The 12677-nt window shown below is 53.5% G+C and carries 11 protein-coding genes; 7 read left to right on the top strand and 4 right to left on the bottom strand.

The genetic code is table 11. The features are described 5' to 3' along the window. Both B3P58_RS12810 and msrA read right to left on the bottom strand, forming a co-directional pair. Nucleotides 1-102: ParA family protein (locus B3P58_RS12810; protein WP_414716573.1), on the bottom strand; the 102-nt coding region annotated here is incomplete at its 3' end. Nucleotides 103-140: 38 nt separating this feature from the next. Continuing rightward, a complete protein-coding gene (msrA, locus tag B3P58_RS12805) occupies nucleotides 141-773 on the bottom strand; it encodes a peptide-methionine (S)-S-oxide reductase MsrA (RefSeq protein WP_286717945.1) in 633 nt (210 codons plus the stop codon). A 36-nt stretch (nucleotides 774-809) separates the two neighbouring features. Here msrA and B3P58_RS12800 point away from each other — a divergent pair, with 36 nt between their 5' ends. Next, complete coding sequence (locus B3P58_RS12800; RefSeq protein ID WP_286717942.1) at nucleotides 810-1562, top strand: MBL fold metallo-hydrolase; 753 nt, start codon at nucleotides 810-812, stop codon at nucleotides 1560-1562. Further along, complete coding sequence (locus B3P58_RS12795; protein ID WP_286717940.1) at nucleotides 1559-2239, top strand: class I SAM-dependent methyltransferase; 681 nt, start codon at nucleotides 1559-1561, stop codon at nucleotides 2237-2239. Before B3P58_RS12800 ends, B3P58_RS12795 begins: the two co-directional genes overlap by 4 nt. A 49-nt stretch (nucleotides 2240-2288) precedes the next feature. On the opposite strand, the gene B3P58_RS12790 is transcribed toward B3P58_RS12795, so the two are convergent. Beyond that, nucleotides 2289-4103, bottom strand: a complete 1815-nt coding sequence (locus B3P58_RS12790) for an alkaline phosphatase D family protein (RefSeq protein ID WP_286717939.1) — start codon at nucleotides 4101-4103, stop codon at nucleotides 2289-2291. A gap of 270 nt (nucleotides 4104-4373) precedes the next feature. On the opposite strand from B3P58_RS12790, the gene B3P58_RS12785 reads away from it, so the two are divergent. After that, on the top strand, nucleotides 4374-6302 hold the full coding sequence (locus B3P58_RS12785) for a VacB/RNase II family 3'-5' exoribonuclease (protein WP_225690903.1): 1929 nt from the start codon (nucleotides 4374-4376) through the stop codon (nucleotides 6300-6302). A 67-nt stretch (nucleotides 6303-6369) separates the two neighbouring features. On the opposite strand, the gene B3P58_RS12780 is transcribed toward B3P58_RS12785, so the two are convergent. Then, the gene (locus tag B3P58_RS12780; protein WP_145470064.1) at nucleotides 6370-6837 is read right to left on the bottom strand and encodes a hypothetical protein; all 468 of its coding nucleotides are present in this window, start codon (nucleotides 6835-6837) and stop codon (nucleotides 6370-6372) included. A gap of 368 nt (nucleotides 6838-7205) precedes the next feature. Here B3P58_RS12780 and B3P58_RS12775 point away from each other — a divergent pair, with 368 nt between their 5' ends. The 4 genes from B3P58_RS12775 (at nucleotide 7206) to B3P58_RS12760 (ending at nucleotide 12665) form a co-directional block, all read left to right on the top strand. Beyond that, nucleotides 7206-7445, top strand: coding sequence for a FeoA family protein (locus tag B3P58_RS12775; protein WP_145470063.1), 240 nt, complete (start codon nucleotides 7206-7208; stop codon nucleotides 7443-7445). Further along, nucleotides 7442-9736, top strand: a complete 2295-nt coding sequence (gene feoB / locus B3P58_RS12770) for a Fe(2+) transporter permease subunit FeoB (protein WP_225690904.1) — start codon at nucleotides 7442-7444, stop codon at nucleotides 9734-9736. The genes B3P58_RS12775 and feoB overlap by 4 nt, the downstream gene beginning before the upstream one ends. Before the next feature lie 143 nt (nucleotides 9737-9879). After that, on the top strand, nucleotides 9880-11145 hold the full coding sequence (locus B3P58_RS12765) for an inorganic phosphate transporter (RefSeq protein WP_145470061.1): 1266 nt from the start codon (nucleotides 9880-9882) through the stop codon (nucleotides 11143-11145). 257 nt (nucleotides 11146-11402) lie between these two features. Next, nucleotides 11403-12665, top strand: a complete 1263-nt coding sequence (locus B3P58_RS12760) for a DSD1 family PLP-dependent enzyme (protein ID WP_225690905.1) — start codon at nucleotides 11403-11405, stop codon at nucleotides 12663-12665. Nucleotides 12666-12677: the final 12 nt, after the last annotated feature.

Below are 12677 nucleotides of genomic sequence, written 5' to 3'. Positions count from 1 at the left end.
CAGGGTTGGAATCTTGTCCCGCGCTGCCAGCGCCGCCAGATTCACTGCAGTAGTCGTTTTACCAACCCCGCCCTTCAGCTGATAAACAGCCATTGCCCGCATGATTAACTCCTTGTTAAAAATCCTGCCGCCCTGAGCGGTCAGTCAAAACTGACGTTACAGCCGCCCAGTCCACAATAGCCATTGGGATTTTTGGCCAGATACTGCTGGTGATAGCCTTCGGCCAGATAAAATGGCACATCAACCAGAATTTCGGTGGTGATATCCCCCATGCCGGAGGCATATAAGCGCTGCTGATAGTGCTCCCGGCTGGCCTCAGCCCGTGCCAGATCTGCGGCCTGCGACAGATAAATGCCGGAGCGGTACTGGGTGCCGATATCGTTGCCCTGACGCATGCCCTGAGTCGGATCATGACTTTCCCAGAACACCGCCAGCAGTTGCTCCAGCGTCAGCTGCTGCTCATCAAACCAGACCCGCACCAGTTCATTGTGGCCGGTCATACCACTGCAGACTTCCTCATAGGTCGGATGCTGCGTATGCCCGGCGCCATATCCCACCGCCGTTGAATAAACACCGGGCAGAGACCAGAACTTGCGCTCAGCCCCCCAGAAACAACCCATGCCCAGCAGAATCTCACTGACTCCGGCCGGACGTTCACCGGCGATAAGGTTACCGTTCACATAATGCTGCAGCGGCACCTGATACAGAGGTTCAGCCCTGCCCGGCAACGCCTGATCGGCTGTGGGGATAGACATCAGTTTTGGACGCCACATAATGCACCTCATTTCTCTGCGCTGATATGGCCTATTATGACCCGAAACGCATCCGATTATTCGCTCAAATTTCTGGGTACCGGCAGCGGCGGCCAACCCGACATGGGCTGCTCCGCCGCGGTACTGGAACTTAACCAGCAACCCGTACTGCTGATTGACTGTGGTTACGGCACCTTAAGTGCTTACCAGAAGCACTATAAACGCCTGCCGCAAGCGATCTTTATCACCCACGGCCATCTTGATCATATCGCCGATCTGGAGATTCTGACGGTTCAGGCACGACTGCAGGAGCACCCTCCCATACGTTTATATGTGCCGCTTACTCTGATTACCTTACTGCATCAGCGGCTGGCAACCTACCCGGGCGCCATGGCCGAAGGCGGGCACAACTTCTGGCAGTCGTTTCAGTTGCTGCCGGTGACCGATACTTTTATTCATCAGGATCTGACCTTCCGGCTGCACGCCACACGCCACCACCAGCCCGGCTCCAGCTATGCCCTGCATTTGCCCGGCGTATTGTTTTACAGTGGCGACACCCGCCCAATACCGGAAATTCTCTGCCATGAGATGAGCGGTCAGGAGCGGATCTTCCATGACTGCGGCCTTCAGCCCAATCCTTCCCATACCGGTCTGGACGATCTGGCGCGCGAATATCCACCCGCACTGCGTCAGCGCTTCGTGCTTTATCACTATGCCAATGAACAGGCCGCCGCAGCGCTGGAGCAGGCTGGCTATCAGGTCGCCCGCCCCGGCGACAGCATCAACCTTGGTACGGAAAGCAACGCATGAACACCAGCTCACAGCCACACCACAAAGAGCAGGACGAGCAGCAGCTGAATCAGGCCATCAGCACCATGCTCGACGATGCCCGCGTCAGCGCACAGCCACTGCCACAGTGTCCGCAAATCAGCCTCTGGCTGGTTGAACCGGAGAGCATGCGCCGGGCGTTCAGTCAGGAAGAAATCCTGCGAATTCAGACCTACCCCGCTTACTGGGCCTTCTGCTGGGCCAGCGGTCAGGTGCTGGCGCGGGAGATTCTTGCCAACCCGCACTGGGTCGCCGGTAAAAAGGTCATGGACTTCGGTGCCGGTTCCGGTGTGGTCGCCATCGCCTGTGTACTGGCAGGCGCGCGCGAAGTCATCGCCTGCGATATCGACCCTGATGCGCTGTTATCCTGCGCCGCCAATGCGCGGCTGAATAACGTCGGTTATCGCCTGCATCCGGACTTATTCGCCTTTGACGAAGACCTCGACCTGCTGATTGCCGCTGATGTGCTGTACGACCGCGCCAACCTGCCATTACTGGAAGTGTTTCGCCAGAAGGCGCAGCAAGTCATCGTCGCCGACTCACGCGTTAGGGATTTTCATTTTCCGCCTTATCAGGCCACCGGCCGCAGTGAATCCTTCACCGTACCTGACCTCGACGAACTGGATGAATTCCGCTGGGTAAATCTGTACCGGGCGTAAAAAGAAAAAGGCCGCGATTGCGGCCTTTTCTGTACCTCAGTATGCCGAATCAGGAAACCAGAGGAACGTTAGTCAGGGTACGCTTACCTTGACCAGGCTTAACTTCCATTTTCTTCTGTACCGAGGCGGTATAGGTCTCGCTGGTAATGGTATCAACGTAAATCCATTCACAGCTGGATTTCGCCGGAGTAAATTCCACCAGCATATAACCACGCTGGGCGGAGTTGAGGTATTTAAGGTCATCGACCAGGGTTGTTACCGCCTGTTCGAAACCAGCCTGCATAGCCGTATCAGCGCCAAAACCGACATAGGTTTCAAAGCCCGGCGAGGTGACCGAAGAGGTCGCAAATTCTACCCCAACGGAACCCGCAGCATGCTGCACCTCTCCGCTGTCATTGGCGGTATACAGATCACTGGCCCAGGCGTTATGGGTATCCCCCGCCAGCACCACCAGATTCTTATTAAAGTACTGGGCACGACGCAGAATTTGTTCACGGGCCGGGAAATAGCCATCCCAGGCATCCAGATTGTACGGAGCCGTCGCCTCAACCCTTAAACGCTCCGCTGCAGTGACGGATGGATCGCCACCTAAAATACGTCCTTTGATCGTCGCCAGCTCGACAAGCAGTGCGGCAACCTGCGCTTGGGCTGCCGAGGCATCACCACCTGCTGAAATGGTTGCCTCAATCTGGCCAAGACCGACCAGCAGTTCCTGTGGAATAAAAATACGTCCCATCAGCACCTGCTGACCCAGCACCTGCCAGATGGCGTTATTATTAAATATTGAGCCAATGGCAAACTGCTGTTGTTCACTGCCCAGCAAGCCGCGCCCCTGATCGGCCAACGCTGCTTGAAAGGCTGCCGCATCAATAACGGGCTTACCATCCACAATCGTCGTGTAATCAGAGTAGGACAGCACTTTATCGCGGGCATACATACGCGTATCCAGCATGGTCAGGTTGACCAGATTGCCGAACTCAAAGGCGCGCCAGATTTTGGCGGTATCGCTGCCGCTGCGGATTGGCAGCCACTCGTGGTACGCCTGAATAGCTGCGGCACGACGTTCTTCAAAAGAGCCTTCGTCTTCATCATGGTTTTCAGCGCCACCTTTCCAGGTATCGTTGGCCAGTTCATGGTCATCCCAGACACAGATAAACGGCTTTTTCTGATGTGCCAGCTGCAGCGCGGTATCGGTACGATATTTGGCGTAACGGGCGCGGTAATGGGTCAGGGTCAGGGTTTCAACCAACGGGTCAGGGTCACGAACCTGAGCGGCAGCAGGTGGATACTCATTAGCACCGTACTCATAGATATAGTCACCCAGATGCACCACAACATCGGCATCGCTGTTAGCAATTTCGTTGTAGACGTTGAAGTAACCGGCGGGCAGGTTGGCGCAGGAGCACACCGCCAGTTTCACACTATCCACACTGCCGACTGGCAGAGTGCGGGTCTGACCAACCGGAGTGACAGCACCGTCTTTACCGGCGAACTGGTAGTAGTACAGCGTATCGGCATTCAGGCCGGTAACATCGACTTTCACGGTGAAATCGCGGCGGCTGTCGGTGTAAACAGAACCACTGGCCACCACGTTGCTCATGGCTTCGTCGGTTGCCACGACCCAACCTACCTGAGCTTCAGCACCAGTGTCGGATGGGGTTACACGGGTCCAGATGATCACGGCATCAGCCAGAGGATCACCAGAGGCCACGCCATGACCAAATACAAACACGGTCAGGTCACGTTTATCGTCGTCATCGTCACCAAAACAGCCGGTTAATGCGGCAGGAACGGAAACTGCGCCGGCACCGGCGGCAACAGACTTTAAAAAACTACGGCGGCTCAGATCAGCTCGGTTAGACATTAGGGCACCTTGTATTGTCGTATTTTATTGTGGGCATAGGACTACATTTCTGAGTCAGAAGTATTACAAGGGCAATGTCTTTTCCAGCGCAAAATACGGTTTGGCTCAATAAAGCACTGCGCTGTCCGCTTAGGTGAATACATTTGGTACATATGAACCACTTAAAGCGGAACAGATTCACAATCCGATGTTCCCCTGCTCTGCGGTAGCTCTGAACGGCCCGATCCAGTAAACTCCTGCTCCTTTATTTTCAGTCATGGTCCAGTGCGGATGCTCGATAAAAACGCCCTCTCGCAATTACAGTCGTTGAAGCAGGAAATCCAGTTGAGCACGCCCCACTTTGAGGGCCGGGTACGCTCTACCGGTGGCCGCTTTGGTTTCGTCAATACCGACGATGGCCAGCAGTTTTTTCTCGCCCCGGATGAAATGGATAAAGTCCTGCCCGGCGACCGTATTGAATTCCGGGTTGAACCCGCAGGCGAAGGCAAAGAACAGGCAATTATTGAAAAACTGCTGAGCACCGAGCTGAACGAATTTTTCGGCAAATACATTGTGCGGGGTAAAGGTCACTTCGTGGAGGCTGATCACCCTACTCTTAATCGCTGGATTTTTGTGCCGCCGGCCAAGCGCATGAATGCAAGTGATGGTGATCTGGTAAAGGCTCATATCAGCCAGCATCCATTCCCGAAAGGTAAAGCTCAGGCAGATATCGATACCATTATAGGTAAGCCAACCGACGCCCATATTGAGCAAACCTTTATCAAGGCCAAGTGGCAGTTGCCTACTGAGTTTGACGATGCCGTCAGCACTCAGGTCGCCGAGCTGACCGCTAAAGGGCTGGACGATATTCTGAGCGAGCGCACAGACCTGACTCATCTGCCCTTTGTTACTATCGACTCGGCAGGCACCCGTGATATTGATGATGCACTCTATGCCGAAGCCCGCAGTCAGGGCTGGGCTCTGTGGATTGCCATTGCCGATCCGGCGGCGTTAATTCAGCCCGGTACAGCGCTCGATCATGCGGCCCTGCAGCGCGCAACCTCGGTGTATTTCCCCGATCAGGTTGTACCTATGCTGCCAGCGGAATTATCTGAACAGCTCTGTTCTCTGCAGGCTGACCAGTTGCGTCCGGCCATGGCGGTTGAACTGCGCATCGGTGAAGCCGGTGAGATCGAACAGATTCATATCTATAACGCCACCATACGCAGCCGCGCCAAACTCAGTTACAACCAGGTTGCACAATTAATTGATGGCGAAAGCAGTGATATTCCGGCCGAACTGCATGGTCATCTGGTGCACCTGGATAACTGCGCCCGCGCACTGGCCGCCTTCCGTAAGAACCACTGTCTGGTGATGGAAGACCGCCCGGACTTTAAACTCATCACCGATGAGCAAGGCAAGGTTAAAGACATTGTGCGTATCGAGCGCAATCAGGCCCATCGTCTGGTAGAAGAATGCATGCTGGCCTGTAACCGTGCGGTTGCCGGTTGGCTGGCAGAAAAAGGCAGTGGCTTCTTTATTGAACACGCCGGTGTCCGTACCGAACGCCAGGGTGAAGTGGCTGCGTTATTAAAAGAACATCTGCCACTGGAGAAAAAACCCAGCCTCAACAGTCTGGAAGACTATGTCAGCCTGATGCAACAGGCGGATGCCAGCAACAGCGACTTACCATTGCGTATGATTATCAGCCGCCAGCTGGAGCGCAGTAATTTATCGCTGGATGCCAAGCCGCATATGGGTCTGGGCTTTGCGTACTACACCACCTTTACCTCGCCGTTGCGCAAGTACAACGACCTGCTGATTCACCGCATTGTAAAAGCCTTGCTGACAGACAGCAGCGTGCAACTGCCGGATGAAAGTATTCTGCTGAATATCCAGAATGCGCAAAGCAATGCCCGTATGGCCGCCAATCAGGCGGAAACCTGGCTGAAACTGCTTTGGCTCGCACAACAGGATAAAGAACAGCTGTACGACGCCAGCATTGTGCATATGAACTCAACCGGTTTCACCGTACGTCTGGACAATACCGGTATCGAAGGAACAATCGACCGTCGTAAGGCCGGTAACGGCTGGACATTCGAAACCAAAACCCTGACACACCGCAACGAAGAACAACGCTTTATCCTTGGCCAGTCGGTACGGGTAAAACTGACGGACGTACAACCTCAGGCTCGTATCGCCCGCTTTGTACTGGCATAGAAGCAGTTAGATAATAAAAAAGGGAGCTAAGCTCCCTTTTTTATTAATCGCTAATCACTGTAATGGATTAATCGATTTTCCAGGTACGAACAACGGCAAAACCGTGCAGCTCAATCCATTCGTCCAATTGACGTGGATTACGCTTAATTTTTTCGACTTTTTCCTGGGTAGCCGGATTACGGTAAGTACCTACCGGCAGCTTTGGTTTTGGCAGAGAAGATTCTTTCTCGGTTTTAACGGCTTTTGGTCCGCGTGGCGCAGTGCGGGCAAAATGCTTTTTCAGATTGTTATAAATTGACGAAGGGTTGTCCTGCTTGGCCATACCAACCAGCCAGGCTTCAATCTGCTCTGAGCGGGAAACGTACAGTTCTTCTTCCGTCAGACGATTCTGATTACACAGACGTTTAATGGTAACGTCGAACTCTTTCAGGCCTTCCAGCTTATGTTCCTGATCTTTACGCAGTTGCTCCAGCTCCTGAATTTTTTGCTGGTGCTGTTTAATCTGCTTATCAATATCAATGTCAAATACGCTCACTGCTTAACCTCTGTGTGTTAACGGCATAGTAATACGACTGATATCTGTAAATAGGATATCAATACTAAGAATAGGGTATTCACGCGGACTATTACGGCAAACGCCGTACAGTTCGGAGATATTACGTTCCGCCGTGATTATAGCGGTGCCGTCATATATTAAACAATCAATAAAACTCAACATATAAATGACAACAGACTGTTTTATAAACACATACGAATAACGCAGGAACTTATCGGTTAAAGCACCAATAAATTGCACGACCTTGTCATGAGACAATGGAATCTATGAATAAGCGCAGGGCCTCTTGTGCAATCAAATGATAAACATTATCATCTTTTCTGTTTACTCCTTCCCGCCGGATCAGCATGACATCGCAAACTCTTGATCAGCTCAGCGTTGGTACCCAGGCCCGTATCATCGGATTTACCGCCACCGAAGCCAACTTCCGCCGTAAACTGCTGGCCCTCGGGTTGATGCCGGGTGCTCAGATCGAAGTACGGCGCTTCGCTCCGTTAGGTGATCCGATGCAGATTCAGCTGCGCGGCGCCTCTGTCAGCCTGCGTAAGCAGGAAGCCTCCATTATTCAGGTAGAAGTCATCGTATGAACCGAGCTGTTATTGGTGTCATCGGCAATCCGAACTGCGGTAAAACCACCCTTTTCAACGCCCTGACCGGTGCCAAACAAAAAGTGGGCAACTGGCCTGGCGTAACCGTTGAGCGTAAAGAAGGCAATCTGGTATTGCGCGGTGTCAGCCATAAACTGGTCGACCTGCCCGGCACCTACGCCCTCGACAGTCACGACGATGAACTGTCGACCGATGAAAAAATTGCCCGCGAATTTGCCTTAAGCGGCGAAGCCCAGCTGATCATTAATATCCTTGATGCCAGCAATCTTGAGCGTAATCTGTTCTTAACCTCACAGCTGCTGGATATGGGCGTACCGGTTATCTGTGCCGTTAATATGCTCGATGTTGCCGAGCGCGAAGGTATTCATGTTGACACTCAGCTGCTGTCACAGCAGCTCGGTGTGCCGGTGGTACCTATTGTTGCCTCTACCGGGCGCGGTATCGAAGAGTTGTGCCGCATCCTGGCCCATCATCTGGAACATGCCACCGTTGCCACGCCACTGCTGCGTCTGGATAGCGACTTTGAGCAGGCCGTTAACCAGCTGAAAGAACAACTGCAGGAAGCCGTGGCCAATCCGTTCTGGAGCGCTACCCGCGTACTGGAAAACGACATCTACGCCAGCGAAGTGCTGCCGGTCGAACGCCGCACTGCCGTTCTGGCATTAGCCCAGCAACTGCGTCAGTCGCTGGAAAAACAGCATGGTCAGCCGATTGACGTATTAATGGCCAACAGCCGTTACCGCTCGATTCAGCATATTCTGCAGCAGTCACTGACGGTCAATACCAAAGGCCGGACACTGAGTGAACGCATCGACGACTGGGTACTGAACCGTTGGCTGGGTATACCGTTCTTTTTTGGCGTGATGTACCTGATGTTCACCTTCGCCATTAACATTGGCGGTGCCTTTATTGATTTCTTTGATATCGCCTTTGCCACGGTGTTTGTTGACGGCACACATTATCTGCTGGATGGCATCGGCGCCCCGCAATGGCTGGCAACCCTGCTGGCCGATGGTCTTGGTGGTGGTATTCAGCTGGTTGCTACCTTTATCCCGGTAATCGGCGGTCTGTACCTGTTTTTATCGGTGATCGAAGATTCAGGCTATATGGCCCGCGCGGCCTTTGTGATGGATCGCCTGATGCGCGCCGTCGGCCTGCCGGGTAAATCTTTTGTGCCGCTGATTGTCGGTTTCGGCTGTAACGTACCGGCGGTGATGGCCGCACGCACCATGGATACCCATAAAGACCGTCTGCTCACCATTGCCATGGCGCCTTTTATGTCCTGTGGTGCGCGCCTGTCGGTGTACGCCCTGTTTGCCGCCGCGTTCTTTACTGAAAACGGTGCCTTTATGGTGTTCAGCCTTTACGTGCTGGGCATTGTGATGGCCCTGCTGACCGGTATTGCGCTGAAGAACACGCTGTTCAAACCCGACCTGACCCCCTTCGTTATGGAGCTGCCGGCTTACCATATTCCAACGGTCAAAGGCATTCTGATCAAAACCTGGGAGCGGCTGAAATCCTTCTGTCTGCGCGCCGGTAAAACCATTATTACCGTGGTAGTGGTACTGAGCTTCCTTAACTCACTGGGCAGTGACGGTTCCTTCGGTAACCAGAATAAAGAAAATTCAGTGCTGTCGAAAATTGCTCATGTGATTACCCCGGTCTTTAAACCGCTGGGCGTACAGGAAGATAACTGGGCTGCCACCGTCGGTATTATCACTGGCATCTTCGCCAAAGAGGCTGTCGTGGGCACACTGGATGCGCTGTACAGCCCGGAGACCAGCGCCGACAGTGAATACTCGCTCAGCGCTGGCTTGCTCGAAGCACTGCAGACCATCCCGGATAATATTGCCGGCCTCGCCGATAACCTGCTTGATCCGCTCGGCCTGAGCCTGATCAGCGCCGACCAGGGTGAAGAACAGGGGGTACATACCACCACCTTCTCGACCATGGATGCGCTGTTTGGCAGCCAGCTGGCCGCTTTCTCCTATCTGGTATTTGTACTGCTCTATACCCCTTGTGTTGCGACCCTTGGCGCGATGGTCCGGGAAGCCGGTTTACGCTGGATGCTGTTTGTCGCTGGCTGGAGCACCGGGCTGGCCTATACCACCGCAGTGATTGTGTATCAGCTTGGCAGCCTCCCTCAGCACCCGCTCAGCTCTGTGCTGTGGGTAGGTGGCAGTATTGCTTTTATCGCTCTGAGTCTGTGGCAGATGCGCCGCTACGGCCAGCAGCACAGCGCCCGTCTGATACCTCTTACCCCCGTCTGATTTACAGATCATGTGCTGCGGTGACTGAGCTCACCGCAGACAGACCTTTTTTGACAAAAGTTCCCCTTCAACTAAGAAACAAGTTCTAGGCACTTCGCCATGCCTGCGTTAGAATGCGCGCGCTTTTTTTCGAGGAGTTCACAATGGAACTTATAGCCGACCAGGGACATTTATTTATCATCCTGGCCTGCATTTTCGGTGTATTTATGGCCTGGGGAATTGGTGCAAATGATGTTGCCAATGCCATGGGAACGTCAGTTGGTTCCAAAGCCATCACCATCAAGCAAGCTGTCTTTATTGCCATTGTCTTCGAATTTGCCGGTGCGTTTTTTGCCGGAGGCGAAGTCACCGCAACCATCCGTAAAGGGATCATTGATCCGGCGGTCATGTCGGGACACCCCGAGCTGCTGGTATTCGGCATGCTGGCTTCTCTGCTTGCGGCAGGAACCTGGCTGTTAATCGCCTCTTATGCAGGCTGGCCGGTATCCACCACGCATTCTATCGTCGGTGCTATTGTTGGTTTTGCCGCCGTCGGTATCTCCATGGAAGCCGTTGAATGGGGCAAGGTTGGCAACATCGCCGCCAGCTGGGTTGTATCCCCAGTGATTGCCGGCTCGATTTCTTACGTCCTCTACAAAAGCGTCAAACATTTTATTCACGACACCAAAGACCCTTTTGCTCAGTCCAAACGTCTGGTGCCGTTCTACATTATGCTGGTCGGCTTTGTTATCTCCATGGTAACCCTGCTGAAAGGCCTCAAACATCTGGGTCTGAAGCTGGATTTCACTGATGCTATCTGGATCTCCCTGCTGATCGGTGTTGGCGTTATGGCGATTGGCCGTTTCTTTGTCAGCCGCATCCATGCCGATCCGGAAGTGTCTGAAGAGATCCATCTGGCTAACGTTGAAAAAGTATTCGCTGTTCTGATGATCTTTACCGCCTGCGCCATGGCTTTTGCTCACGGCTCCAACGATGTGGCGAATGCCATTGGTCCGGTTGCCGCGGTATACAGTGTGGTCAGTCACAGTGGTGAAATTGCCGCCAAAGCAGCGGTTCCTATGTGGATTCTGCTGGTCGGCGCGGTGGGCATTGTGATTGGTCTGGTGACCTTTGGTCATCGTGTGATCGCCACCGTCGGTTCCGGCATTACCGAACTGACCCCTAGCCGTGGCTTTGCCGCCACCCTGGCTGCCGCCACCACCGTTGTTGTTGCTTCCGGCACCGGCCTGCCAATCTCCACGACTCATGTTCTGGTTGGCGCAATCCTGGGTGTTGGTCTGGCCATGGGTACCGATGCCCTGAACTACCGCAAAATCGGCTCTATCTTCGTTTCCTGGCTGGTAACCCTGCCTGCTGGTGCCTTACTGTCGATTATCTTCTTCTTTATCTTCCGCGCGATCTGGCTGTAACCAGCCTGCGGTTGATAGTAAAGCGCCTGTATGGCGCTTTTTTTTATGCCTGTAATCTGTCAGGCAGCGAACTCATCACCTCTCCTCACAACCCCCTTAAGACCGGCCAGTGCAGGTCACCTGCGGCCAGCTTCTGGGTTGAATAAAGCGGCTGTGGCATAACTGGATCATGACGCTCTCAAAAAAATATGGTACATATGTACCACCAATAAAAAGAAACATCAGTGATCAGCCCCATGCTTATAGCGGAACAGTCCATGACTCAAATGTATTTTCAGAATCTGACACGGGGTTTACAGCAGGCTGGTATCTGCACCCCCACACTGGTTATCGATAAAGAACGCCTGGATCGCAACATTGATCATTTGATCGATGTGCTTAACCGCGGCTTCGATTACCGCATTGTGGCTAAGTCGCTGCCTTCCATTCCAATGCTGCAATACGTGATGCGCCGCACCGGCACTCAGCGCTTAATGAGTTTTCATCTGCCGTTTCTGATGCATCTGGTTGAACATATTCCGGCTGCAGATGTATTGATGGGTAAACCCATGCCGATTGCCGCCGTACGCCATTTTTATCAATGGCACAGCCAGCAAACCAGCAGCATGTGCTTTGCTCCGGAACTGCAGCTGCAGTGGCTGATCGACAGTAACGAGCGCCTGCAGCAATACGCAGCTCTGGCCCAGGAGCTTAACCTGCGCTTGCGTATCAATCTGGAAATTGATGTAGGGCTGCACCGTGGAGGCTTTCAGCCTGATGAATTGTTTGTCCGCGCGCTGAAAACCATTGCCGCCTCTCCTCTGCTGACACTGTCAGGTCTGATGGGCTACGAAGCTCATATCAGTAAAATTCCGGCCTTTCTCGGCGGTAGCGAAAAAGCACTCGAACAGGCAAAGAACAGCTATCGCCAGTTCACCACACTGATTACAGACACCCTTGGCAGTGACGCTCTGGAAGGGCTTTGTCTGAATACCGGCGGCAGTTCAACCTATCCGCTCTACGAGCAGGACAGCATTGGTCTGGTTAACGAAATTGCCACGGCCTCAGCACTGGTTAAGCCGACCGATTTTGATGTATTCACACTGGAGCATCACCAGCCGGCGGTCTTTATTGCCGCACCGGTATTGAAGGTGGTTAAAGACCCGGAAATCCCGATGGCCAGTGGCTTATCCCGTCTGCTGCGGGTATTTGGCCGCCTGCCTCATCAGGCCTGTTTTATTTATGGCGGCAATTGGCTGGCGCAGCCCTGCTATCCTGCTCCGTGCCAGCGCGCCAGTATTTTTGGCCATTCCAGTAACCAGGAACTGTACGAGTTACCGGACGGCCATGACATTAAACCTGACGATTATCTGTTTTTCCGTCCGACCCAGAGCGAATCCGTATTCCTGCAATTCGGCAATATTGCTTTGTATGAGCAGGGCCGGATCAGCGAATGGTGGCCGGTATTCAGTTATCCGGACAAGTTCCCGCCCACCAGCCAGCTGCAGAGCCTGCCGGGCACAGAAACCCTGAATGCCTGACCAGCCATTATC

The sequence above is a fragment of the Thalassolituus sp. UBA2009 genome (assembly GCF_002335285.1).
GTDB lineage: Bacteria > Pseudomonadota > Gammaproteobacteria > Pseudomonadales > Oceanobacteraceae > Venatoribacter > Venatoribacter alkanivorans.
This window is presented reverse-complemented; position numbering and strand designations above follow the sequence as displayed.